A 24702-nucleotide genomic window follows, 5' to 3' on the forward strand; every position below is an offset into this window, starting at 1 on the left:
TACCAAAAAATACGCTGTAATGAACTATAAAGTATTCGAATCAAATTATAAAAAACTGGGCTTCTTGATTTTAAATCCCGAAACGCTGGACGAAATTAACAGCGACGAATACAAAGCGTATATTAAAGTTCTTTATCTTCCGGAAGAATATTCGGTTACAATTGACTTTAAACAATATCAAACGAAAAGTCCTTCCCTCTTTTTCATTAACAGCAATCAATATCTTCAAATTAATAAAGAAGGAAAAAAGCAGGGCTATTTTATGTATTACAATCGCGATTTTTACTGCGTGCAGATTCACGATGCCGAAGTAGCCTGCGACGGATTGTTGTTCAATAATATTTTTGAAATGCCAATGACAACGCTTCCTAAAAAAGAAGTTTTATTTATTGAAGGTATTTACGAACAGATTCAAGGCGAATTTGATAATCCAGATTCTTCGCAGGAAGAAATGATTCGAACTTATTTGAAACAGCTTATTATAAAAGCAACCCGAATCTGGAAAATCCAGCAATTAGGCGTTTTAAACGAAGAACCATCAAAAGAAATGGATTTCTTCAGGGATTTCAGCCGATTGGTCGAAATTCATTTTAGAACTAAACATACTGTTGCCGATTACGCAGATATATTGGGAGTGGCTCCCAAAACACTTTCGAATAAATTCAATCGTTTAGAGCTGACACAGCCCAACGATATTATAAAAGACCGAATTATTCTAGAAGCCAAAAGGCTTTTGGGCTATTCTTCGTTGAGTGTAAAAGAAATTGCTTATCAGCTCGGGTATGAAGATCCTGCTTATTTTAACCGACTTTTTACGAATAAAGTCGGCGACACTCCATCCAATTTCAAGAAAAAATACCTTCAAGGGAAAAATATACAATTAGAATAGACTTTTGTGTATTTTTAGAGCTTTACAACCGCCATATCTTTGTCCTATCAAATTATAACTGATAAAACACAAGATATGAAACGTAAAGCACAAGCCGTTTGGAACGGTGACATTAAAACCGGAAAAGGAACTCTTACTACAGATAGTACTGTATTACAAAACACGCAATATTCTTTTAACAGCCGTTTTGCTGATGGAATCGGAACGAATCCAGAAGAATTATTGGCTGCTGCACATGCAGGCTGTTTCACCATGAAACTAAGCTTAGACCTAACAACGGCAGGTTTCACAGTAGATGAATTGACTACACAATCTACTATTACTTTAAGCGACGGAAAAATTACGCAATCGCTTTTGGTTTTAAACGCAAAAGTTCCGGGAATCTCAGAAGAAGAATTTTTAAAAATTGCTCAGGGCGCAGAAAAAACGTGTCCAGTGAGTCAAGCATTTTCTTTTGAAATCGTACTACAAGCAAACCTTATAAACTAATTATCAAAACATTATCATAAAAATATAATATCATGAAAACAATAAAATCATTACAAAGAAGTATATTTATAGTAGCACTATTAACTTTAAATACAGTAATTATGGCACAAGAAAGACCTTATAAAGGACAAAATGACCCCGAAATATTTACAGAAGTACGCGGTTTCTTAAACGCATTGAATTCTGGCGACGGAAAACCTTTGGAACAATTACCTGTTGCAGATGCTAGAAATGTTCTGGTAGGCGCTCAAAAATCTGTTGAAGTAGATTATTCTGGAATTGAAGAATCTGAAAAAGTGATTTCTCAAAACGGTTTAAAAGTAAAAATTCATATTACAAAACCTAAAGGTGCAAAAGCAAATGCTCCGGTATTTATCTTTATTCACGGCGGCGGCTGGGTTTTGGGAGATTATCCAACACACAGAAGATTGGTTAGGGATTTGGTTGTAGAAAGCGGCGCTGTTGCAGTTTTTCCAGATTACACACCTTCTCCTGAGGCTAAATATCCGGTAGCGATTAACGAAATCTACGCTGCAACGCAATGGGTTTCTGAAAACGGAAAAGAAATTGGTGTTGATGGAAAAAACCTTGCGGTTGTTGGAAACAGCGTTGGTGGTAATATGACTGCTGCAATTACTTTAATGGCCAAAGATGAAAAAGGTCCTCATATTAAATTGCAGGTTTTATTATGGCCGGTAACCGATGCTAATTTTGAAACTGAATCTTATAATTTATATGCCAACGGACGTTTCTTAACTAAAAATATGATGAAATGGTTTTGGGATAACTACTTGCCAGACACTGCAAAAAGAACAGAAAAATATGCTTCTCCGTTACAAGCTAGTTTAGCAGAATTAAAAGATTTACCTCCTGCTCTAGTGCAGACTGCTGAAAATGATGTTTTAAGAGATGAAGGTGAAGCTTACGCTAGAAAACTAAACGAAGCTGGAGTTCCTGTAACCTTAACAAGATACAATGGATTGATTCATGATTATGGTCTTTTAAATCCGATTGCAAATGTTCCTGCTATTCAAACTGCGGTTCTACAAGCAGCGGTTGTAATTAAAACTACTTTGAAATAAGTAAAGCTTTTTTAAAATCAAAAAACTGGGATAGAAACAAATCTATCCCAGTTTTTTTTCAAAATATATAAAATAGGAAATTGTAAGTTTACAAAAGCGCTTCTACATAATTAGCAAGCTGTGAATCGGTTTGAGAATTAAAAGAAGATTGTACCAATTGTACCGTAAGAAACAGCGTATCCTCTTTTAGTTCCATTTTTACATCGTCATTATTTTCAGAATTGGTTAAATGAATGGTCGCCATTTTATCTTTTAAAGCTTCTTTTCCCATATCGTCGGTGCAAATTTTCTTTACAAAAGATTCTACGTCATCAAACACAATATCAAGGCGTGATAACGGATATTCGTCATAAGCCGTAAAAGTATTCCAATCAATATCTACCTTAATATCATAACCGGCTCTTTCTTTTAATTTTGCTTCAAAAGCTGGAAGTTTTTCTGTTTTAATAGATTCTGCTAAACGTTTTTCTGCTAATCCCATAGTGATTTTTATAATTATTTATAGGAACAAAATTAGTATCAGAGATTATAGCAAACATCACTATTTATAATGATTTTGATATTGATTTACTAATGATTGATCAAATCAATTTTTCCGTTATTAGACAAAATTTCAGTCAAAATATCCGATTCGTAACCCATTCTTTTTGCTTTTTTGGCTTCTTTTAAAGCATTTGCTGGATCTTTTACTTTATAATACATTTCGCCGAGATTACAGATATAGATAGGTTCTTTTGGATTAATTTCGATTGCTTTTTCAAAATACGGAATCGATTCTTCGTAACGCAGTTCCAAATCTAAAATACAGCCGAAACTATTGTAAATATGGGCCAGCGCGGCAGGTTCGTGTGCTGTTTTGGCAAAAAAATAATCGCGTTTGCTGTAACAAGCTTCAAAACCTTTGGTATACCACAAAAGCCTCGCTTCTAGGAAATAGGCAAATCCGTATTGGGGATCTAAAGCCAATAACGCCTCACAATTTTTTTGCGCTTCTTTATAATTTTTAGCAAATACAAAATCCCAGGCTTCTTTTAAAAGCGCTCTTTTCCTAACTTCTTCCTCTTGTTCCTGTTGATCTTCATCCATTTCTTTCTTGTGGCGTTCATCAATTACAATTTCCCAAGCATCAAAATGTGTTTCATTCTCATTGGCTTTAACGATAAATTCTAAACCGTGCGCCGCTGTATTTTTAAAATGAAGTAAAAACGAAACTTCATCTGAATCTTCTTTTTTAATTTCTTCGATACATTCATTTAGTTTTAAAGTATCAATATGCAAAGTCATCCAAGGAAACAAATACGAACCTCTATAAACAAAAGTAATTTCGACAGGCAGATGTCGTAATGCACTCTGAAAGGCACCATCTTTTTCGAGTTTATGATTTTTAAAATAAGCATCGGCAATTTCGATATAATGACCTTGATGGAGTCCAGAAAATTTAAGATTCCAAACCACCAATTTGTCTTGAAGTTCCTGTCTTTTGGCAATAGTATTCGACCATTTAAGCTCTTTTATAAGCTCCAAAAAACGCTCTGTGTTATTATAATAATTATGACATTTTTGATTTGCTATCAGTTTTACTTGTTTAATACTATCTTCAATCGCAACTGTAGGATTAGTATAATAATCAAGTAAAATAATATCTTCATTGTATAATTTGAAACCTCCATTTTGATAAATATGAAGCAGTAAACGTTTTGATTTTTTTCCGCGAATGCTTTTAGATTCATTTACTGGATATTTCTCTTCTTCTAAAATTAGTTTATGAAAAGGAAAAGGAACATTCACATCATAATATTGATCTTCGATTATTGAATACCAAGACATTTCAAATTGATCGGCATTAAAAGGAATATGTATTAAACTGGAAAAAGCGGATTTTTTAAGATGATAATATTTAGAAGAAGTCTCCATCGCTGCCAATTCTTTTTCAGAATAAAAACAATTGTCGTTTTGTATTTTTATATCTGAAATAAGCTTTTTAGAAGAATTGATAAACACAATCGAATCAATATGTGTGAGCAGTTCTCTATCGTGATACACGCTTAAAGAGGTTTTAAAATAAGTATCTGCCAGACGTTTTTTTGCATAATAATGTGAGCTATATAAATGAATGTAATACACCGCTGGAAATCCTAATAGTATAGACAGCCAAACAGCAAAATACAATTGATTAAAAGCGCCCGTTTTCTGATACTCCACAAGCGCATAAACTCCATAATCGACAAAAAGTAAAAGAAGCGTAATGAGAAAAACGACCGTCAAGAATTCGAATGTGATTTTTGATTTTGATTTTCCGTAATAATACACATAAAAATAACCGCACCAAGCAATAAAAACATTAAAAAAGAGAGCTGTGAACAAACCAAAAACAAAAAGTAATCCATACGAAATAATAGCAGCAACAAGAACCAATCCGACAGGAAAAAATATTTCGCCTCCAAAATAAATAGGGTCAATTCTTTGATACGAACGATAACTTCTCATGATTTTTATTTTTAATTGTTTCCTTTATTTATCTCAAGTATTAAAGTCGACAAATGTAAAAGATCATCTTGGAGAGAAAATCATCATAAATAATGATTTTAGCGCAGGTCTTGCCAGCAATTAAAATTTCGGCAATTTTTACAAAAAAACTGCGTTCATAAAATTAGAATAACTTACAAATCAAATCAGGTTCAGTCTGAACTTCAAATAAAATTTAGTTAATTATAATGAAAAACATAACCCTATTAGAAGCAGGTTTAATTTTGAGAATAGTTTTAGGAATCACCATGCTTTCGGCAGTAGCTGATCGTTTTGGACTTTGGGGAGCACCGGGATCAAATGGCGTTGCTTGGGGAAATTGGGAAAACTTTGTTGTCTACACCCAAACGCTTAATCCGTTTGCCAATAAAGCAACAGCCGAAGTTTTAGGCGCGATTGCCACTTTCTTTGAAATCATACTTAGTCTGCTTTTATTATTCGGATTTAAAACACGTCTTGCCGCTTTAGGAACTTCGTTTTTAATGCTGCTTTTTGCTATTGCAATGGCGATTTCGGTTTCTATAAAAGCGCCTTTTGATTATTCTGTATTAACAAGTGCTGCCGCTGCTTTGCTTCTAGCCAATATCGGGAAAACATCTTTTGCTGTTGACAATAGGATATAAAAAAACAGAAGTAATTTAAAATTACTTCTGTTCAAAAAAATAGTATTTGGGGGCAGTCTATCTAAGAATTAATTAGTCTTTGATAATATTGAATCCCATAATACGACCACTTTCTTTTAGACGGAATGTTTCTTTAACAACTCCTGTAGATGGGTTGTATTGGTTTACACCTGAGAAACCGTCTGATGTGCTGTTTGATAAGAAATAGATTTCTCCATTGTGGAAAAATGGATTTTGTGTTGTATAGAAATTATCTGGCGGCATGTTTAAACGAGTTGCTTTTTTAGTAACTGCATCAATTTCATTCCAGAACCAAACATCGTCTCTGTATTTAACTCCGTGTTGTCCGCCTCCGTAGTAAGAAACTGCTCTTGATGGAATTGTAGTGTAGATTTTTCCGTTGTGAGCAAAAAGTCTGTTGAACTCAGCTGGGAATTGGTATGATTTCATGTCAATAACAAATGTTGTATCGAAATTAACTTCTCCTTTTTTAATTCTAAGAATTTTTGAAGAAAGTGCCGAAGACTGAATTTTCATATCACTTACAGATGCAAAATACAAATCGCCTGTAACTTCATCTAAGCTCCATAAAACGTGATCGATAAATACACCTAAGTTAGTTGTACCAGCCATTCTTGTTACGTTTTCGATCTTTTTTGTAGTTAAATCGTAAACTGCAATTGCTACATCATTTGTTGATGGTGTTACCTGCCAGTTTCCTGCAGCTTTACTTCCTAACAATAAATCAAGGTATAATTTGTTATCTCTTTTTGCAATAATTAATTGTCCGATAGACTCTAAAGGCTGTCCTTCTGAAAGTGACGAAAAATCAATTTCTCCAGTTCTTTCCATTGTTGTTGGGTTGAACGTCTGTAATTTTAATCCGCCTCTAACTTTATCCCAGTAATATCCTTCTGTTGCACTTGCTACTAAGAAATTAGACTCATAAGCACTTGATAAAGAAGGTAAAAATCCTTGATCTACAATTTTACCTGTAGCGTCGATTCCCATTTTGTTAATCCCTTGTTTCGTGTTCGAAACATCATTTACTTTAAAAAGGGTTTTATCTAATGTTCTTCCTCCTAAAGAAGAAGCCACTTGAAGAAACGGAATTCCAGAAAGGTTGATTTCTCTAGATTTGTTATCTTTTAGAGCATAAATACCACCGCTCCAGTTTGCTGCACCGTTATAAATAACCCAAGTTTCATTCTTTGGCAGTGTATCATCGTTATTATTATTTTCTGTTTGATTATCGTCATTGCTGCTGCAAGAAAATAAAATCATACAAGCAGCAAATCCTGCTAGTACGGAACGAAATGAATTACTTCTTTTCATAATTGATCTGATTTATGGTTTGATTTTAAAAAAAATTATATACTAATTTGAGGTGGAAAGATCTTCCGGGTCTTTGTACATTAAAGTTGTCATAAAGCATCACGTTTCCAATGTTTTTACATTCTGCAGAAACAGTAGTTTTATACGCCGCAAAACGATAAGAAACTCCGACATCATTAGAAAACTGCCCAATTCGTCCGTCTTTCGGAATAATTAATGAAGTCTGAAAATCTTTTACAGGACCAAACAAAGAAGGTTCTTGATTTTTAGGAATAGCCACTAGAAAAAATCGGTGCGTATAATTGGCATTCCAAGTAAAATTTAAATTATCGCCGTCTTTAAATATATTTTTGAAATAAGTGTTCGCCCAAAAGTTTCCGAAAAAAAATGGAATATTAGGAACTCTCGAATCGTTTAAATATCTAAAAGTGGCTTCTTTAATACCTACTCTTCTAATATCCTGATATGTTACATTAAACCCAGTATTCAGCCATTTTACAGGCGCATAATTGGTTTCGAATTCAAAACCTTTTATTTCGGTTTGTTCGTAGTTAATGTATCGACTGAACGGAATATCGTATTGCAGAAAAATCCCGTCTTTGGCATTTCTGTAAAATAATCCTCCCGAAAAAGTTAAACTGCTGTTTTCTCTAAGAATGGAATATTCTGCGTTTAAATTTAAATTTTGACTTTTTTCTGGTTTTAAGTCTAAGTTTTCTCGGATCATAACTGCATCTCCAAAAATTTCAGATTCATCTGGAAGACGCGTTGCATATTCATAAGAAAACTTGATTAAATAGTTTTTCTCAGCCCATTTTAATCCTGCTAAATAGCCAAATTGACTGTCGTCTTTTGATGATTTCCAAGCTGCACCGTAATTGTCTGTTGTATATCCGTTGGTATTATAATGGTAATATTTTCCTGCTGCAATGCTTTCCAATTTATTGTCCATCCATAAAGAACGCCACGCCAGCGCCATATTATCTTTTCTGTACGTTGCCGGAATTGTCATTACATCAGTACCATCAATTGGAGAAATTGCCCCCAAAGGATCACTTCCTTTTCTTCTTTGATATTGAAACAACTCACTAAATTCTAAAAAGTTACGATCAGACAATTGGTATTCCATGTTCAATCTTGAAGAAACAAGATCGTATTTCAATTTCTGTAAATTTCCTGCACGTATTTCTCCCGCCTGTAAATTGCTGCCGATAATCTCTCCATTCCAATTGTAACGAACTGTCGCCGTGTCTACAAATCGGGTATTAAAGTGACCGTAATTGGTCAGGAAACTTACTTTTAATTTATCATCAAAAAACTTCTTTTTGTAATTGATCATTCCAGTAACATTCTGCTCTTTAGAAAAAGCCTGCCCGTACACATTTACCATCTGCGCATCGTTCTGAATTTGTTTGTAGAAATCAGAATAAATTAAAGTCAAACGAAGATCATCTGCCCATGATTTTTCTTTAAAACCAATAAAACCTTCTGCATAATTGGATCTTGCCATATCATGAAAACGCCTTACCGTTTTAAATTCCTCATTTGTAGCATTCTGAATCGGAACATTTACTTTATAATCATTATCAGAATAATTTAAAGAACCGTTAAAACCGCCGTAAAAATTATTTTTATTTTGAAGATGAAGATTTGCTGTTGTGCGATGTGTATTGAAAGAAGCGATTTCATACGATACTTCGGCAAAGTTTTTATTCGAAGTTCTGCTCACAAAATTTACACCGCCGCCCAACGCATCCGAAGCCAGATAAACAGGCATTACCCCTTTGTAAATTTCAACACGATCGAGCATGTTTACAGGAATAGTTCCGAGACTAAAGCCATGTCCGAACAATTCGATCGGAATTCCGTCTTTAAAAAGACGAATCGCTTTTCCCTGAAGTCCGCCTAGATTGATCTGAACTTGAGAACCAACATTTCCATTTGTTCTCAATTTTACGCCCGAAGCACGATTTAAGAATTCACCCACATCGCCCGCTTTGTCATATTGTTTTTTAAGATCGATAACCTGAACCGAAAAAGGCGATTCTTCAATCTGGGTTTTGATGGTTTTATTCTGAACCAAAACTTCTTTTAAATCAGCCGATTTTTTATCCAGATTTTCAAAAGTAAATTTGAAATGATTTTCTTTGCTGCAATCAATCGAAATGGTTGCTTTTTGTTTTCTTCCGTCATTATTTATCAATTCAATATTGTAAATTCCAGATTCGAGAGAAAAATGGAGCACGCCTAGGTTATTGCTCACCCCTACTGTTTTACTATCTGCTAAAACGGTTATATTAGATAAAGGATTTCCGAGATTATCTTCAATTTGAAAACGAACCGGACAAGCATTCGAGTGAAAAATGCCCGCCAAGAACATAAAAATAAGGTTTAATTTAAGCGCCAACTTTGTTTTTATTTAAACTTATTATAAATTATATTTGCCACTGCAAAAGTATTTGATTACTAAAGGATGCATTTATGAAAGTGGAAGTTTTAATTATGAATATAGAAGTTTAAGGATGGCATTTAAAATTGACTCAGATGATTTTGCTGATTTTCTAGAACCCAATAATACTCTTGAAACTGGATTGCCGGCAATAGAATTAGAAGGCGAAAAAGACATTAAATATGTGACCCCAAGAGGTGATATTTTATTTCACGAACATTCTATTACAGACGATTTGTCTATTCTTCAGGGAAATTATCAATTGCATGATGATGTTGCTATTTCTGGAAAAGGAGAATCTTCGCTTTTAGAAATGCATTTTAATCTTTCGGATCAAAAAATCGGTTATGTTCATCCGAGTTCTATTAAAGATTTTGCGGCACCAATGGCAGGAAATATAACTTATCTTTCTGCTGAAGACAATCGAGCCAAAATAGACTTCAAAAAAGACATTACGTATAATACTTTTGACGTGCATCTTCCGCTGGAAATATTGAGTAAATATGAAGGAGAATCGAAAGTAATGGATGATTTTCTAAACAACATTCAAAAAAACACCAGCACAGCACTTTCTAAAAACGAAATTAAAATTGGCGCTAAAATATATGGCGTGATTCAAGATATTAAAAACTGTTTTTACAAAGGACTTACTCGAAAAATTTACTTAGAATCTAAAATCTACGAGTTAATTGCGTTAAGCCACCATAGCTTAGATCACGAAAAAGAAGCCGTAAATCTTGCCCGTACGGATGTCGAAAAGATCAAATTTGCGGCACAGTTAATCAGAGAAAACATTGACAATCCGCATACAATTGTAGAGCTGGCGCGAAAAGTCGGTGTCAACCAAACCAAACTTAAAGAAGGATTTAAAATTATTTTTGGAGACACGGTTTTTGGTTATCTGCAGGAAATCAGAATGAATAAAGCCAAACGTTATTTAACCGATACTTCGCTTTCTATACAAGAAATAAGTCATCTTTCTGGTTATCAAAATGTTTCGAATTTTAGTATTGCCTTTAAAAGGATTTTTGGTTATTCGCCGATTAAACTGCGGTTGAAAGTGTAGTTTTAGTATTCAGTGGTCAGTTTTTTTTAGTGTTCAGTTTTGAGTGTTAGACTATGGGTAAAACTGATCATTTAATATTTTAGCACTATATGCTAAACTGAACACTAAGAAACCTGAACACTGAATACTAAAAAAACTGACCACTAAAAACCTGACCACTGAACACTTTATTATTTTTAAGCTTTTATTAAGCCCCTAATTTTTCTCAAAACAGATATGTATTCGTAAATTAGCAATTACAAAAACATATCTTAAATGACAATACTTACATTTACCCTGATTATGATTCTTGGCGCCTTTTTAGCAGGCTTTATCGGTTCATTATCAGGATTAGGAGGCGGTATCATTATTATTCCGCTCCTAACTATTATTCTTGGCGTCGACATTCATTATGCCATCGGAGCCGCTCTGGTTTCTGTAATCGCCACTTCTTCAGGCTCAGCCGCCGCTTATGTAAAAGAAGGAATCACTAATATGAGAATGGGAATTTTTCTCGAAATTGCTACCACAATTGGAGCCGTTTGCGGTGCGTTGCTTTCTACTGTTGCTCCTACTTCATTTATAGCCGTTTTATTCGGTTTAACATTGATTTTTTCGGCTATTAATTCGCTTCGAAAAAAAGAAGAACATATTGTTTTAGAATCGAGTCCGCTGGCAAAAAAACTAAAATTAGAAGGCACTTATCCAACGCACGACGGCGAAGTTGTGCATTACGGAACTAAAAACGTAATTGGTGGTTTCAGTATGATGGGTATTGCCGGAATGATGTCTGGTCTTCTAGGAATTGGTTCTGGTGCTTTTAAAGTTATTGCAATGGACAATATTATGCGTGTTCCGTTTAAGGTTTCTACAACAACTAGTAATTTTATGATGGGCGTTACAGCAATGGCGAGTTCGGTAATTTATATTCAGAAAGGATATATCGAACCTGGAATTTGTATGCCGGTTGTTATTGGCGTTTTGTTTGGTGCTATGGTGGGAGCTAAAGTTTTGGTACGAACAAATCCGAAAAAATTGAGAATCTTTTTTGCTTGTCTAATTTTTGTTTTGGCAGTAAATATGATTTATAACGGACTAAATGGAAAAATCTAAGATGACACAAGGAGAAAAATTTGGAGAAAAAGATTTTCAAACCATAATCGGAAACTTATTGCGTTACGGTGTTTGGATTTCGCTATCAGTAGCCTTTATTGGCGGAATTGTTTATTTATTACATAACGGAAGTCAGATTGAGGATTATTCTGTTTTTAAAGAAAATGACCGAAATATATTTGAAGTAATCGCTGCAATTTACAACGGAGCGATTCAGGGAAATGGCGAATCGTTGATTTTCACGGGAATCATTTTATTGTTTCTAACGCCTGTTTTAAGGGTTTTACTTTCGCTATTTTCGTTTTCATTAGAGAAAGACTATTTGTATGTTGGAATCACATTAATCGTGATTATGATTATTATTACAAGTATTTCGTTTGGATTCTCGCATTAATTAATTTTAGATTGCAGATTTTAGATTTTAGATTTGAAAGCGAATTTTTAACACATAGAAACATAGATTTTATAGTACTCAAAAAGTAAATTAAAAAAAATCTAGATTTTCACACTAGCTATGTGAATTGAAACTAGTGAAACGCCTTTTATACATCAAGAATACTATGATTCTATGTGTTAAAAACTATACACAAAACATTAAAAATAATGACTATGGAAATAGGAATTGACAGCTTTGCATCCGCAATGTATGGCGATAACAACACTTTGAGCAGTGTTGATGCAATGGAACAGCTTCTGGAAAGAATTGAACTTGCAGATCAAGTTGGTCTTGATGTTTTCGGGATTGGCGAACATCATAAAAAAGAGTTTTTAGATTCTGCAACAGCTGTAATTTTAAGCGCAGCGGCGGCAAGAACAAAAAATATACGTTTGGCAAGCGCTGTCTCGGTTCTTAGCGCTGCAGATCCTGTTCGTGTTTATCAAAGTTTTGCCACTTTGGATTTAATATCAAAAGGAAGAGCCGAAATCGTTGCTGGTCGTGGTTCTGCTATCGAAGCTTATCCTCTTTTTGGATATGATTTACGAGATTACGATAAGCTTTTCAGCGAAAAATTGGAATTGCTTTTACAGATTCGTGACAATGAGTTTGTGACTTGGGAAGGGAAATTTCGTCCCGCTTTAGACAATCTTCCCGTTTATCCGAGAGCATTACAGGAAAAAATGCCGATTTGGCTTGGTGTCGGCGGAACTCCAGAATCTTTTATAAGAGCCGGAAAATTAGGTTTACCATTAATGGTTGCTGTAATTGGCGGACAAACACATCGCTTTCAGCCTTTAATTGATTTATACCGAGAAGCTGGAAAAGCAGCAGGTTTTTCGCCTGACGAATTAAAAGTCGGATTGCATTCTCCGGGTTACGTCGGAACTTCTACAGAAACAGCCGTAGCAGATTATTATCCAGGTTATGCCGAATTATGGACAAAATTAGGATATGAAAGAGGCTGGCCACCTGTAACCAAAGGCAAATTTGACGGCTTAATTGATGATTTAGGCGTTTTAATTGTTGGAAGTCCTGAAAGAGCTGCAGAAAAGATTCTACGTCACAGTGAAGCACTAGGAGGCGTTGACCGTTTTACTTTCCAAATGGACAATGCAGGCCTAACACACAAACAATTAATGAACGCTATAGAATTGATCGGAACAAAATTGATTCCGTTGGTAAAAAAAGATACAAAGTGACAAAGCTCCAAAGTGACAAAGTTTATATAACTGATAGTAAAAAACTTTGCAACTTTGTAACTCTGAGCCTTTGTAACTCAAAATAAAAAAGCATCTGAATTAACAGATGCTTTTTTTTTGTGATTTGTATTTTTTCAACTAAAACAAACCAGATTAGAATTTGTAAGATATACCAACTCTAAAGTTTGTACCTGCTTCTGCCTGCCAGTAGTAAGCTTGAAGCCAAGAGTAGTAAGAACCACTGTATAAGTATTTATCTAAAATATTAAATACGTTTGCCGTAACTTTTACTTTTCCGATTTCATAAGATAAACCTCCATCTAATCTGAAATAGTCAGGAAGTCTTTGAAGACCAACACTCCAAGTATCTGTCTGACGTCCTGCAAGGAAAGTTCCTCCGATAGAAGCGCCTAAACCTTTTACTTTACCAGCTTGAACTGTATAGTTTAACCATGCATTTGCAGTATGTTTAGCATATCCTGGAACAGTGCTTCCAACTGCAATACTGCCTAATCTTGATTCTGTTACAATAGATTCTGTAAAAGCATAGTTGGCAATTAAATTAAGACCGTCAAAAAGTTTTCCTCTAACATCAAATTCTACACCTTCTGCTCTTTTTTCTCCCAAGATAACTTTATAAACATCATTTGGACCATTTGTTGGATCAGAAGTAAGCTCATTTTTCTTTATAATTCTGTAAGCAGACAAAGTAGTATTCCATGAACCATCAAACCAGTCTTTTTTGATACCAAATTCGATGTTATTACCTGTAAGCGGTTTTATAGGATCTCCATTTTTTGTAATTCCAGATTGAGGAGTAAAGGCTTGATCGTACAACCCATAAACTGCAAAATCATCAGTAATAGAAAAACTTAAACCTGCACGAGGCGTAATATGGCTGTCTTCTTGAGGTACATCATAAGCACTAGTCTGGCTAATCCATGTGTATCTTGCAGCAAGAGTCAATCTTAATCTATTTTCAAAAAATCCAAGTTCATCCTGCAAATATCCAGCTGCATACTTAGTACCGTAAAGTCCCCCTGCTCTTTGGCTTAAAGGCGTTTCGTGATCAAATTGCGGGAATCCGTTTGAAGGAGTTCCATAATTTGGATTGTAAACATTAAAAGGATTATCGACAGTATCCAAATCATGAGATTGTCCCCAATCTGCCATATAATCTTTATCTCCCAAATCGATTCCACCTAAAACTTTATGGCTTATCGGTCCAGTATTAAATTTACCGTTTACGAAAATCTGTCCTAAGAACATATTACTATCTGCATCCCAAATACCTACGTTTCTAATGATTTCACCGTAAGCAAGATTTCCTTCAGGAATACCGTCAAAATCTCTGTCAGCAGGACCAGGACCAACAACACCAGGCCAAGAGCTGTAACCTTGCTGAATGTATTTAAAGTAAGAAGTTTGTGCTGTTAACTTCCAGTTGTCATCAAATTTATGTTCAAATTGTAAATAACCGCTGTGATCTTGGATATTAGTATCTGGCAATCCAGGAGCTGTCATTGTAAAGTTACGTGGGAAAGCAGCATAGCCTCCAGCTTCTGGTCCGAAAACGTAGTAAGAACCAACTTCTGTCATATTTGCATATTGAAAGTTGTATTCAAATGTCAGTTTCGTTTTATCATCAAATTGGTATGAAATTACCGGAGCAATGGCATAACGGTCATTGTGCTCGTATGGACGGAATGAACCTTTCTTTTGAGCAGATCCGTTAAAACGGTATAATAATTTTCCTTTTTTATCTAATTTTCCGTCAAGATCTAAACTCACTCTGTAGAAATCATAACTTCCTACGATAGCACTCACCTCACCTTTTGTAACTCCTGTTGGTTTTTTAGTAACCACATTATAAAGTCCGCTTGGATCACCGCTAGAAAGCATAAATCCTGCTGGTCCTTTTACAAACTCGATATGATCTACAAAACTCATATCTTCTGTTAATGGTCCCCAGAAAGAAGAAACAACATTGAAACCATTTCTAAAAGCCTGAATTTGAGAACCTCTCATAGTAATATTAGTATACAAATCTCCCCAGTGCTCTAAACGTACAGCACCACTCACGTTACGGATTACTCCGTCACTCATACTTGTAATCTGCTGATCTTTTAATGTCTGCCCGCTTACAATTTGAACGTTTTGTGGAATTTCAAGAACTGGTGTCTGTAAACGCAAAGACATAGATGGTTTGTCCTGCTTGTATTTATTTTTTGTAATAACAACTTCTTGAAGATCTTCCTGACTTTCGTTTAATGAGAAGTTTTTAGTTGTAGTTTGTTTTGCAGTTACCACAATATTCGCTTCAACTGGAGCAATACCTACCGCACGAACAACAATAGTATAATTACCAGGTTTTACTCTCGTAATCTCATATTGTCCTGAAACAGTAGTTACATCAGAATATTTTGTTCCTTTTAGAGTTACAGAAATATTTTCGGCAGCAGTATTACCGCTTAAAGAAACTTTTCCGGCTACTTTTCCAAATTCTTGTGCCATCATGTTTAAAGAACACAAAAGAAGAGCAAAAAAGTACACTCTCTTATTAAAAATTATTTTCATTTTGGTTTGATTTTAAATTGCTGCGCAAAAGTAAAGTCAAATATTCGGTTTTCCAAATTATTTTTATTGATTCTAAATAAATCTAACAATTTGTAATAATTTAAGAGAAAAATATTTTTTTAAAAGATGAAATCTTAAGTGAATTCTTTCGAATATTAATCTACATTAAGTTTTAAACCGAATTCTATTTTTATCTTTATCCTTCCATAACTCAAATAATAAATCCACTTAAAAACACTTTGTATGAAAACAAATACGATAAGAAAAGTTGCCATTGTAGGTTATAACAGAATTCCGTTTGCACGTGCAAATACCGCTTATGCTTCAGTTGGAAATCAAGAAATGATGACCGCTGCCCTTAATGGACTTATTGATAAATACAATCTGAAAGGACAATTATTAGGTGAAGTTGCCGGAGGCGCTGTTATAAAACATTCTTATGACATGAATCTTATCAGAGAATGTGTCATGAAAACTTCTCTTGATCCTGCAACGCCTGCGTGCGATTTACAGCAGGCTTGTGACACGGGAATTGAAAGTGCTATTTACATTGCCAACAAAATTGCATTAGGACAAATTGAATCTGGAATTGCCGGCGGTGTAGATTCGATCAGCGATATGCCGATTGCGGTAAGTGAAAAATTGAGAAAAATTTTATTAGAAGCAAGACAGGCAAAATCATTAGGAGCAAAAATTAAAACGTTTTTAAAGCTTCGTCCAAAAGATTTCACGCCTTTGGTTCCGAGAAACGAAGAATCTCAGACTGGACTTTCGATGGGCGGTCATACCGAAATTACGGCCAAATACTATAAAATACCACGCGAAGAACAAGATGCATTTGCTTTAAAGAGTCATTTAAATATGGCAAAAGCCTACAACGAAGGTTTCTTTGATGATATGATTACTCCTTTTAACGGACTTACAAAAGATAATAATTTAAGAGCCGATTCTACTCTCGAAAAACTGGCAAAACTTAAACCTGCTTTTGACAAAGTAAACGGAACTTTAACCGCTGGAAACTCTACTCCGCTTACAGACGGTGCTTCCTGTATACTTTTAGCTAGTGAAGAATGGGCAAAAGAACAAGGACTTCCGATTTTGGCTTATATTACTTTCGCAGAAGTTGCTGCAATCGAATACGTAAAAAATCAGCAGAATCTGTTGTTGGCGCCCTTATTTGCTGCCTCTAGAATGTTAGAAAAGGCGGAATTAACGCTTCAGGATTTTGATTTTTATGAAATACACGAAGCCTTTGCGGCACAGACTTTAGCTACTTTAAAAATTTGGGAAAGCCCTGAACTTAGTGCAGAAATTGGTTTAAAGAAAACTTTAGGAGCCATTGATCCCGAAAAACTAAACGTAAAAGGAAGCAGTCTCGCCGCTGCGCATCCGTTTGCTGCCACAGGCGGTAGAATTATTGGCGTTATGGCTAAACTTCTTAACGAAAAAGGTTCAGGAAAAGGTTTTATTTCGATTTGTGCTGCCGGCGGACAAGGCGTAACAATGATTATTGAGAAATAATATTTTGAACTACCTAATAGGATCTGCACAATCTGCTAAATCTGCGAGCAAAAGTCACTCACGCAGTATTTAACCGATTGTGCAGTTTTTTTATAATTTAAAAAGCAAATGCTGCAACAGAAGACAAAGCTTTTGGCAGTGCATTTTCGGCAAAATCAGGAATAGCTGTTCCTTCAACGCGAAATGTAGTTACATCGGTCATTCCTAAAAAACTAAATACAGCTCGCAAATACGATTCAGAAAAATCGTAACTCTTGTAGGGTCCTTCAGAAAATATGGCCCCCGAAGCAATTGACAAATATACTTTCTTGTTCGTTACCAGTCCTTTTGGCGAACCGTCGGCATAACTAAAAGTTTTTCCTGCTCTGGCAATCTGATCGATCCAGCCTTTTAAAACCGCTGGAATTCCAAAATTGTATAACGGAACTCCAATTACAATTATATCCGATTCTAATAATGCATTTATAGCTTCATCAGAATATTGCAGCGCAGCTGTCTGCTCTGGTGTGTGTGCTTCTTCGGGTGTATAAACTGCACTTATATGAGAACCCGTTAAATAAGGCAGTGGAGTTTTGGTCAAATCAAGTGTTTGTACTTGTGTGTCAGGCTGCGCGATGATTAATTTTTCAATAATTGCATTGGATAATTGGTTGCTAAATGAATTTTCTCCATTAGTACTCGTTGTTATCTGTAGAATTTTTTGGCTCATAATTTTATATTATTTGTTTTACGATACAAACTTATCTACATTTACTATCTCTTTTATAGTACTACCCTTAAGGATAGCGCTATCCTCGAAGATAGTTAAAGGAAAAATATGGAAACAACAACCGATATATTAAGCGAAATAGCAAAAAAAGACTGTCAACCACAAGAATGCATGGGAGCACTTTTGCCCGTTAGAGATGCATTAGAAATTTTGAGCGGCAGATGGAAACTTCCTATTTTAATTGCTCTTTCTAATGGTCCAAAAAGGTTCAAGGAAATTTCTAAAATCATTAATGGTATTACCGATAAAATGCTTTCTAAAGAATTAAAAGATCTGGAAATAAACAAACTTGTTACTCGAACAGTTTATGATACTTTTCCACCAACAGTAGAATATTCTAGAACAGAACACAGTAACTCACTTACCAATGTTATTATGGCTCTAAAAGATTGGGGAACCTTACACCGAAAAGAAATTATTGGAAAATAAGAACCTTTCAATAATAAAAACAAACACTACAAAAACTTAACAAAAGACATATCATCGTACAGTATCACTGACTTTATAGAATGCTTTTTTTCTTAACGGAAAAATTAGACAGAAAAAGATTAAATTTGAGTAACCAAATCAATTTAATCCTGAATAATTATGAGAAAAAATCTACTATTTCTTTTTCAAAAGCATCGAAGTATACTAATTCTGGTTTTCGTGTTATTACTTTCATCACGATCTTACAGTCAGTATATCACACAAAACCTTACCCCGACCTCTGTAATAAAAGAAGGTCTTTCCCTAGAGCAATCTTCTGACGGAAGAATTTTTATTGCTGAAAGAGGCGGAATTGTAAAAGTGTTTCAAAACAACGCGGTTTCAACCGTTTTCACAGTAACGACCGTAACAGATAACGAACAAGGACTTCTTGGACTGACACTTCACCCTGATTTTGCAGCAAACGGCTATATTTATGTGTTTTACTCTATTACCAATGCTGGTGTAATCCGACACAGAATTGAAAGAGTAAAAATCGACAATAATAATCAAGTAGTAAACAGACAGGAAATCCTACTTTTAGAGCCAATTGGAGGCGGTTTTCATAACGGAGGCGATCTAAAATTCTTTAACGGTTTTTTATACATAACCGTTGGAGACAGCCAGTTAAACACCAATGCACAAGATTTAGATACTTATAAAGGAAAAATCTTAAGAGTTACAGAAGACGGACAGCCTGCACCTGGAAATCCATTCTACGGAAGCGGTTCAGTACAAAGACAAAGTATTTGGGTTTATGGTTTTAGAAATCCGTGGCGATTAGTTCCAAACGTGGCAGCCAACAAATTATTTGTTTTGGATGTAGGAACTTCTTGGGAAGAAATAAACGAAATCAGTAACCCAACAATTCGCAATTATGCATGGGGACATCCACAGGGAGGTGACGGAAAACAAACTGAAACCAATCTTTTTACCAATCCGATATTTACTTATGGAACAGGAACTATTGGAAATGCGTTAACAAATGGAGTTTTATACAATCCTACAATTTCAAGATATCCTAATCTGCAAGGGAAATTTATCATTAAAGATTATGTTCGAACTGAAATAAGATCGTTTGATCCCAACGTTGCAGATCCCGTTTCAACCGTATTTTTTGATGCACCGCAACAATATGCTTTAGGAATGATGTTAGGAAATGATGGCTATATCTATTATTGCTCTTATGGAAATAATGGTGCTTTAATTAAATTAGATTACATCGAAACCGCAGCTCCAACGATTGTAAATCATCCTGTTTCTCAAAGTATAATGGAAACAAATCCGGTAACATTTACTGTTTCTGCCAGCGGAACGGGATTAACATATCAATGGCAGTTTAACAATGTAAATATCAACGGCGCTACTGCTGCAAGTTATACGATTCCAAACGTAACCAATGCAAATGCAGGCGCTTACAGAGTTATTGTTACCAATACAGCAGGAAATGTAACCAGTAATCCGGCGACTTTAACAGTGACACCATTTAGCAATGCGCCGACAGTTTCTATAATTTCACCGCTTCCTTCTTTAAAATGGAATGCCGATGATTTGGTGCATTTTGAAGCTTCTGCAACAGATGTAGAAGATGGAACATTGCCTGCAAGTGCTTTTTCATGGAGTATTGATCTTTTTCATGAAGATATTCCAGGAGCTGGACATTCGCATCCTGGCGGGAGTCCGCAAGGCGTGAAATCGGGTGATTTTACCGCATCCAATCAAGGTGAAAAAACACCAAACGTGTGGTACAGATTTACGGTAAAAGTAACCGACAGCAACGGACTCACAGCAACCGCTTTTGTGGATATTAAACCCAATTTAGTCGATGTTACTGCCGCAAGTTCGCCAGTTCCTTTAAACTTAGAATTCAATCAAAAACCAGTTACAGCGCCTTCAACCAAACAAGTTGTAGCGAATGCCGCTTTGCAGACTTTAAATGCCCCAACACCGCAATATATTGGCAACATTCGCTACGATTTTGATCACTGGGGACAGGGCGGCGCTGCGAACCAAACGTTTAAAGCACCAGCCAGCGGGACTGTTACATACACTGCATTTTATAATGCTGTTACACTTCAAAACGCACCTTATCAAGGAATTATAGCCCAAATTCCTGGAATTATAGAAGCTGAAAATTACGACATTGGCCCTGGTGCATTTTTAGATAAAAATGGCGGAGGTGACACTGCTTATAGACCTGGCGACGGCGTAGGAACCGAAGCTTGTAATGAAGGTGGTTTTAATCTCGCTTATGTAGCAAAAGACGAATGGCTTAAATATACAGCCAAGGTAAATACGACCGGAAATTATACCATCAATTTAAGAGCGGCGACGCCTTACAACACTAGAAAACTGCATCTTGAAGTTGACGGTGTAAATGTTACTGGAGTTGTCAATATTCCAAATACGGGCGGATTTCAGGCTTGGCAGACAGTTGCTATTCCTAATATTCCTTTAACGCAAGGTACACACGTTATTACTTTGTATTTTGATGAAAATGATACGAATATCAATAAAATGGAATTTGTATTATCAGGAAGTACCACTGCTCCTATTGCTGATTTTGAATTTAGTCCGCAAATGGGATGCATTAATAATCCAGTCAATTTCACATCAGTTTCAGTAGGAACCGTTGATACTTATGCGTGGAGTTTTGGCACCAATGCACAACCAGCAACAGCAACAGGAATTGGACCACATTCGGTTATTTTTTCGACTGAAGGAGAAAGAGAAGTTTCACTAACGGTCACTAACTCTAACGGAAGTAATACAAAAAAGGTTACTTACGACGTACATAACTGTAATCTTGGAGTTGAAAATCCGAATGGAGAATCTGATAAAATTATCGTTTATCCAAATCCATCAACAGGATTATTTCATCTTTCGAAAGAACTAGAATGGACTATTTATTCTGTTTTAGGAAGCAAAATCAAAGAAGGTTCTGGAAATGTAATTTCAATTTCTGAGCAGGCTTCGGGAATTTATTTTCTAAAGACAAATTTGAGTAGTAAAGCTATACGAATTAGTAAACAGTAGTTTTTTAGCTGCTGATAATTATTTCACGCAGATTTGGAGATTTAAGCTGATTTGACAGATTATAAAAAATCTTAATTTATCTGCTTAAATCTCCAAATCTGCGTGAACTAATAAAAACTAGTGTCTCTGTGAAAAAAAATTATACTATAAAATAAGGCGACAAAATATCTTCAAAATTATAAAGACCTTTTTCTTTATCTTTTAAATTTTCGGCAACAAAAATAACACCATTTCCAAAGGCTTCTCTTGAAATGGATTCGTGTATTAAACGCACAGTTTGAAATGGAAAACCAAAGATTACCTCGTGTTTACCAACAATTCCTCCAGCTCTAACCGAATTGATATTTTCTTTGTCAACATCAAGAGCTTCAGCGATTTTTACTGCAGTTCCAGAAGTACCTTGTTTGGTTTTAAAATGTTCTTCGTTAACTTCAATGTCAACCCAAGGGGCAATTTTCTTTAAAAATTTAGCGGCAAACAACAAATAGTTGACACCTAGAGTAATATTTGGCGACCAAAATACAGTTGTCTTCTTTGACAGTTTTTTCAAAAAATCTAATTCTTTCTGCTTATAATGTGAAATGGCCGAAATGATCTTGATATTTTTCTTTGAGGCAACTTCGCCATAAGCATAAATTCCGTTGTCTGAAGAAAAGTCAATGATAGCATCAACCGGATGTTTTTCTAACAATTCTTCGATGGAAGTTTTTGAACTTGAATAGATTAAACCCGGTTCGTCTGACTGTACTCCAAAAAATTCGGGAACCGATCTATGTTCTAAAACCGTACTTTGTCTTAAAACCCATTCTAAGCAGAATTTTTTGTTATCTAATAATATTGATGCTACTGATTTTCCAGTTTTTCCGAATCCGATTAATCCTATTTTCATACGCATTTGTTTTTTAAAGAGCGAAAAAGCTCGTTTGAAGATGATGACATTAAAGTGGTAAATGCCAATTGAAATTTTAATAAATAAAGCTGTTAGTAAACTGCCTTATCAGTAAAAATAGGAAAATCATAACAAAATATCGAACGAAAACTGCAAAACATAACAAAATCCAGAGTTGTTAATAGGAATAATGCTGCTAAAGTCATTTTCTTACAATACATTTTAGTTTTCCTCAAAAATTAAAAATTCGGATAAATACTACACCTGTTTTGTGCTTAATATATTAAAAAAAATATACTGAAAAAATGCTTTAGAAAAGCGCAACTTTATATATTTTCAGTAGATTTACGACCTGATTCCCCCAAAAATAAAATCAGTACAAAATGGCCTACAACAACAAAGAATTGGTTCGTTTTTTAGACGCCCAAAATAAACTATATCTATCTGCCCTTTCAGAAATAAAAAAAGGAAAAAAAGAATCACCTTGGATGTGGTTTATTTTTCCACAGATCAAAGGTCTCGGTTCCTGTGACACTTCAAAATTCTACGAAATCAAAAATGTTGACGAAGCAATCGCTTTTCTAGAGCATCCGATTTTAGGAAAACATCTTTTAGAAATTACTTCTGAATTAATCAATACTGACGAAAAAACTGCTGAAGAGATTTTTGGAAATCCTGATAATGAAAAGTTACAATCTTGTATGACACTTTTTGCCACTATTCAAAACTCTGAACCAATCTTTGAACAGGTTTTGGATAAGTATTTTGAAGGTTCAACCGATTTTCATACACTGCAGTTATTGTACAGTAATTTTTAATCCTGAAATTAAGTTGCATTAACTTACAAAGTCAAGCAAATAGTTGTTATTTTATTAAAATAATGTCCCTTTAAACGGGTTTTTAAATAAGATTTCTATATTTGCAAGGCTGTTGCGTTTTTTTACCACTAGAAAAACCGCAGTCTATTTTGGAATGAAAAAGAAAATTATTTTTATCAATTTCCTGATGTCTATTATGGTATTGTTCGCAATGCTGTTTCAGACTATTCACTCCTACGAGCATGTTTTCAAGCAGTTAACAGAAAAACCTTGCGAACACCACACGAGCGCCAATCAAAAAGAAATAACACACAGCCATTCGGTCGACACTAAATGCCATATTTGTCATTTTGCTTTCAGTACTTATATTCCAAATGCTTTTCAAACTGTTGTTTTTCAAAAAATTAATATCGAAGCAAAACCGGTATTCGTTTATACGAAATCTGTTTCTACTTTCTTCAAAGGCAGTTTATTTGCCTTAAGAGCTCCGCCTGCTCTTTAATTACACGATTTATTTATCATTTTTGATTTTCTTTCAAAAGAGAAAAAACAAATACTGCATTTTATAATGCCGTAATTTCTATTTTGATAGGTCTAAAATTACGCTTTCGCGAATAAATCACTGTACACCAGCATTTCAATCTTAATTAAACAAATTCCAACGTACTTAAAGTTACGCTGAGAAAGCTGTTTTATCATTCAACAAAAACTTAATTCAATTCCATACAATTATGCTTACAGCTGAAAATCTCACCAAAAAATATGGTGATTACACTGCTTTGAACGCTTTAAACTTAACTATTAAAGAAGGCGAAATCTTTGCTCTTTTAGGACAGAATGGCGCCGGAAAAACGACAACAATCAACTTATTCTTAGGCTTTATCGAGCCTACAGCAGGAAGTTTAACTATAAATAATATTCCCGTTTCTTTAAATGCCTCAACAACAAAAGAGTTTGTGGCTTACATCCCGGAAACAGTAATGCTTTATCCGAATTTAACAGGTTTAGAAAATCTTAAATTTTTCTCTTCGCTGGCTGGTTTTAAATATTCTAAAGGAGAATTGACATACTTCTTAAACAAAGCGGGATTGCAGGCCAGTGCGCACGATAACAATCTGGGCGGTTACTCTAAAGGAATGCGACAAAAAGTAGGAATTGCGATTGCGATCGCAAAAAAAGCAAAAGTGCTGTTGCTGGACGAACCTACAAGTGGTTTGGATCCAAAAGCTTCAAACGAATTTTCTCAGATTTTAAAAGAACTTTCGGAAGACGGAACTGCAATTCTGATGGCAACGCACGATATTTTTAGAGCAAGAGAAGTGGCATCGCATATCGGAATTATGAAGCAGGGAAATTTGGTAACGGTTATTGAAGCTTCTAAAATTTCGGCAAACGAGCTTGAAGATCTTTATTTACAAACGGTTTAAAAGGAAAC

21 protein-coding genes are annotated in these 24702 nt (G+C 35.0%); 14 read left to right on the forward strand and 7 right to left on the reverse strand.

Features of this window, described 5'->3' with window-relative positions; genetic code table 11:
• The first annotated feature begins 19 nt into the window (after positions 1-19).
• From ACFSC2_RS22915 to ACFSC2_RS22925, 3 genes are all read left to right on the forward strand, one after another.
• Positions 20-889, forward strand: coding sequence for a helix-turn-helix domain-containing protein (locus tag ACFSC2_RS22915; RefSeq protein ID WP_379813426.1), 870 nt, complete (start codon positions 20-22; stop codon positions 887-889).
• Between the two features lie 75 nt (positions 890-964).
• A complete protein-coding gene (locus ACFSC2_RS22920; protein ID WP_379813427.1) occupies positions 965-1378 on the forward strand; it encodes an OsmC family protein in 414 nt (137 codons plus the stop codon).
• A 32-nt stretch (positions 1379-1410) separates the two neighbouring features.
• A complete protein-coding gene (locus ACFSC2_RS22925; RefSeq protein WP_379813428.1) occupies positions 1411-2460 on the forward strand; it encodes an alpha/beta hydrolase in 1050 nt (349 codons plus the stop codon).
• A gap of 88 nt (positions 2461-2548) precedes the next feature.
• On the opposite strand, the gene ACFSC2_RS22930 is transcribed toward ACFSC2_RS22925, so the two are convergent.
• Entirely contained in the window at positions 2549-2941 is a 393-nt protein-coding gene (locus ACFSC2_RS22930) for a hypothetical protein (RefSeq protein WP_379813429.1), read from the reverse strand.
• An 89-nt stretch (positions 2942-3030) separates the two neighbouring features.
• Positions 3031-4947 (reverse strand): tetratricopeptide repeat protein, encoded by a 1917-nt coding sequence (locus tag ACFSC2_RS22935; protein ID WP_379813430.1) that lies wholly within the window; start codon positions 4945-4947, stop codon positions 3031-3033.
• A 227-nt stretch (positions 4948-5174) separates the two neighbouring features.
• Here ACFSC2_RS22935 and ACFSC2_RS22940 point away from each other — a divergent pair, with 227 nt between their 5' ends.
• Positions 5175-5609: a DoxX family membrane protein gene (locus ACFSC2_RS22940; RefSeq protein WP_379813431.1), complete on the forward strand. Its 435-nt coding sequence runs from the start codon at positions 5175-5177 to the stop codon at positions 5607-5609.
• A gap of 72 nt (positions 5610-5681) precedes the next feature.
• On the opposite strand, the gene ACFSC2_RS22945 is transcribed toward ACFSC2_RS22940, so the two are convergent.
• Positions 5682-6944 (reverse strand): hypothetical protein, encoded by a 1263-nt coding sequence (locus ACFSC2_RS22945; protein WP_379813432.1) that lies wholly within the window; start codon positions 6942-6944, stop codon positions 5682-5684.
• A gap of 25 nt (positions 6945-6969) precedes the next feature.
• The gene (locus ACFSC2_RS22950; protein WP_379813433.1) at positions 6970-9324 is read right to left on the reverse strand and encodes a TonB-dependent receptor; all 2355 of its coding nucleotides are present in this window, start codon (positions 9322-9324) and stop codon (positions 6970-6972) included.
• A gap of 142 nt (positions 9325-9466) precedes the next feature.
• Between ACFSC2_RS22950 and ACFSC2_RS22955 the strand changes: the two genes are divergently transcribed.
• The 4 genes from ACFSC2_RS22955 (at position 9467) to ACFSC2_RS22970 (ending at position 13189) form a co-directional block, all read left to right on the forward strand.
• A complete protein-coding gene (locus ACFSC2_RS22955; protein ID WP_379813434.1) occupies positions 9467-10459 on the forward strand; it encodes a helix-turn-helix transcriptional regulator in 993 nt (330 codons plus the stop codon).
• 255 nt (positions 10460-10714) lie between these two features.
• A complete protein-coding gene (locus ACFSC2_RS22960; RefSeq protein WP_379813435.1) occupies positions 10715-11551 on the forward strand; it encodes a sulfite exporter TauE/SafE family protein in 837 nt (278 codons plus the stop codon).
• The gene (locus tag ACFSC2_RS22965; RefSeq protein ID WP_379813436.1) at positions 11538-11945 is read left to right on the forward strand and encodes a DUF1634 domain-containing protein; all 408 of its coding nucleotides are present in this window, start codon (positions 11538-11540) and stop codon (positions 11943-11945) included. The genes ACFSC2_RS22960 and ACFSC2_RS22965 overlap by 14 nt, the downstream gene beginning before the upstream one ends.
• Before the next feature lie 215 nt (positions 11946-12160).
• Complete coding sequence (locus ACFSC2_RS22970) at positions 12161-13189, forward strand: LLM class flavin-dependent oxidoreductase (RefSeq protein ID WP_379813437.1); 1029 nt, start codon at positions 12161-12163, stop codon at positions 13187-13189.
• A gap of 153 nt (positions 13190-13342) precedes the next feature.
• Here ACFSC2_RS22970 and ACFSC2_RS22975 read toward each other — a convergent pair whose 3' ends face one another.
• Entirely contained in the window at positions 13343-15766 is a 2424-nt protein-coding gene (locus ACFSC2_RS22975; protein WP_379813438.1) for a TonB-dependent siderophore receptor, read from the reverse strand.
• Between the two features lie 243 nt (positions 15767-16009).
• Here ACFSC2_RS22975 and ACFSC2_RS22980 point away from each other — a divergent pair, with 243 nt between their 5' ends.
• Complete coding sequence (locus tag ACFSC2_RS22980) at positions 16010-17287, forward strand: acetyl-CoA C-acetyltransferase (protein WP_379813439.1); 1278 nt, start codon at positions 16010-16012, stop codon at positions 17285-17287.
• A 97-nt stretch (positions 17288-17384) separates the two neighbouring features.
• On the opposite strand, the gene ACFSC2_RS22985 is transcribed toward ACFSC2_RS22980, so the two are convergent.
• Positions 17385-17996, reverse strand: coding sequence for an FMN-dependent NADH-azoreductase (locus tag ACFSC2_RS22985; RefSeq protein WP_379813440.1), 612 nt, complete (start codon positions 17994-17996; stop codon positions 17385-17387).
• A gap of 108 nt (positions 17997-18104) precedes the next feature.
• Between ACFSC2_RS22985 and ACFSC2_RS22990 the strand changes: the two genes are divergently transcribed.
• Both ACFSC2_RS22990 and ACFSC2_RS22995 read left to right on the forward strand, forming a co-directional pair.
• Positions 18105-18485, forward strand: coding sequence for a winged helix-turn-helix transcriptional regulator (locus ACFSC2_RS22990; protein WP_379813441.1), 381 nt, complete (start codon positions 18105-18107; stop codon positions 18483-18485).
• A 159-nt stretch (positions 18486-18644) separates the two neighbouring features.
• Positions 18645-21560: a PQQ-dependent sugar dehydrogenase gene (locus tag ACFSC2_RS22995; RefSeq protein ID WP_379813442.1), complete on the forward strand. Its 2916-nt coding sequence runs from the start codon at positions 18645-18647 to the stop codon at positions 21558-21560.
• 139 nt (positions 21561-21699) lie between these two features.
• Here ACFSC2_RS22995 and ACFSC2_RS23000 read toward each other — a convergent pair whose 3' ends face one another.
• Positions 21700-22449 (reverse strand): 4-hydroxy-tetrahydrodipicolinate reductase, encoded by a 750-nt coding sequence (locus tag ACFSC2_RS23000; protein ID WP_379813443.1) that lies wholly within the window; start codon positions 22447-22449, stop codon positions 21700-21702.
• A 383-nt stretch (positions 22450-22832) separates the two neighbouring features.
• On the opposite strand from ACFSC2_RS23000, the gene ACFSC2_RS23005 reads away from it, so the two are divergent.
• The 3 genes from ACFSC2_RS23005 (at position 22833) to ACFSC2_RS23015 (ending at position 24694) form a co-directional block, all read left to right on the forward strand.
• A complete protein-coding gene (locus tag ACFSC2_RS23005; RefSeq protein WP_379813444.1) occupies positions 22833-23267 on the forward strand; it encodes a DUF1810 domain-containing protein in 435 nt (144 codons plus the stop codon).
• A gap of 154 nt (positions 23268-23421) precedes the next feature.
• Positions 23422-23769 (forward strand): hypothetical protein, encoded by a 348-nt coding sequence (locus ACFSC2_RS23010; RefSeq protein WP_379813445.1) that lies wholly within the window; start codon positions 23422-23424, stop codon positions 23767-23769.
• Positions 23770-23998: 229 nt separating this feature from the next.
• A complete protein-coding gene (locus ACFSC2_RS23015; protein WP_379813446.1) occupies positions 23999-24694 on the forward strand; it encodes an ABC transporter ATP-binding protein in 696 nt (231 codons plus the stop codon).
• Positions 24695-24702: the final 8 nt, after the last annotated feature.

It is taken from the genome of Flavobacterium artemisiae, from assembly GCF_042678225.1.
Lineage (GTDB): Bacteria > Bacteroidota > Bacteroidia > Flavobacteriales > Flavobacteriaceae > Flavobacterium > Flavobacterium artemisiae.

Bases quoted from the DNA above. Each gene is read 5' to 3' on its own strand.
- ACFSC2_RS22915 (WP_379813426.1), top strand. From the start codon at position 20: ATGAACTATAAAGTATTCGAATCAAATTATAAAAAACTGGGCTTCTTG.
- ACFSC2_RS22920 (WP_379813427.1), top strand. From the start codon at position 965: ATGAAACGTAAAGCACAAGCCGTTTGGAACGGTGACATTAAAACCGGA.
- ACFSC2_RS22925 (WP_379813428.1), top strand. From the start codon at position 1,411: ATGAAAACAATAAAATCATTACAAAGAAGTATATTTATAGTAGCACTA.
- ACFSC2_RS22930 (WP_379813429.1), bottom strand. From the start codon at position 2,941: ATGGGATTAGCAGAAAAACGTTTAGCAGAATCTATTAAAACAGAAAAA.
- ACFSC2_RS22935 (WP_379813430.1), bottom strand. From the start codon at position 4,947: ATGAGAAGTTATCGTTCGTATCAAAGAATTGACCCTATTTATTTTGGA.
- ACFSC2_RS22940 (WP_379813431.1), top strand. From the start codon at position 5,175: ATGAAAAACATAACCCTATTAGAAGCAGGTTTAATTTTGAGAATAGTT.
- ACFSC2_RS22945 (WP_379813432.1), bottom strand. From the start codon at position 6,944: ATGAAAAGAAGTAATTCATTTCGTTCCGTACTAGCAGGATTTGCTGCT.
- ACFSC2_RS22950 (WP_379813433.1), bottom strand. From the start codon at position 9,324: ATGTTCTTGGCGGGCATTTTTCACTCGAATGCTTGTCCGGTTCGTTTT.
- ACFSC2_RS22955 (WP_379813434.1), top strand. From the start codon at position 9,467: ATGGCATTTAAAATTGACTCAGATGATTTTGCTGATTTTCTAGAACCC.
- ACFSC2_RS22960 (WP_379813435.1), top strand. From the start codon at position 10,715: ATGACAATACTTACATTTACCCTGATTATGATTCTTGGCGCCTTTTTA.
- ACFSC2_RS22965 (WP_379813436.1), top strand. From the start codon at position 11,538: ATGGAAAAATCTAAGATGACACAAGGAGAAAAATTTGGAGAAAAAGAT.
- ACFSC2_RS22970 (WP_379813437.1), top strand. From the start codon at position 12,161: ATGGAAATAGGAATTGACAGCTTTGCATCCGCAATGTATGGCGATAAC.
- ACFSC2_RS22975 (WP_379813438.1), bottom strand. From the start codon at position 15,766: ATGAAAATAATTTTTAATAAGAGAGTGTACTTTTTTGCTCTTCTTTTG.
- ACFSC2_RS22980 (WP_379813439.1), top strand. From the start codon at position 16,010: ATGAAAACAAATACGATAAGAAAAGTTGCCATTGTAGGTTATAACAGA.
- ACFSC2_RS22985 (WP_379813440.1), bottom strand. From the start codon at position 17,996: ATGAGCCAAAAAATTCTACAGATAACAACGAGTACTAATGGAGAAAAT.
- ACFSC2_RS22990 (WP_379813441.1), top strand. From the start codon at position 18,105: ATGGAAACAACAACCGATATATTAAGCGAAATAGCAAAAAAAGACTGT.
- ACFSC2_RS22995 (WP_379813442.1), top strand. From the start codon at position 18,645: ATGAGAAAAAATCTACTATTTCTTTTTCAAAAGCATCGAAGTATACTA.
- ACFSC2_RS23000 (WP_379813443.1), bottom strand. From the start codon at position 22,449: ATGAAAATAGGATTAATCGGATTCGGAAAAACTGGAAAATCAGTAGCA.
- ACFSC2_RS23005 (WP_379813444.1), top strand. From the start codon at position 22,833: ATGGCCTACAACAACAAAGAATTGGTTCGTTTTTTAGACGCCCAAAAT.
- ACFSC2_RS23010 (WP_379813445.1), top strand. From the start codon at position 23,422: ATGAAAAAGAAAATTATTTTTATCAATTTCCTGATGTCTATTATGGTA.
- ACFSC2_RS23015 (WP_379813446.1), top strand. From the start codon at position 23,999: ATGCTTACAGCTGAAAATCTCACCAAAAAATATGGTGATTACACTGCT.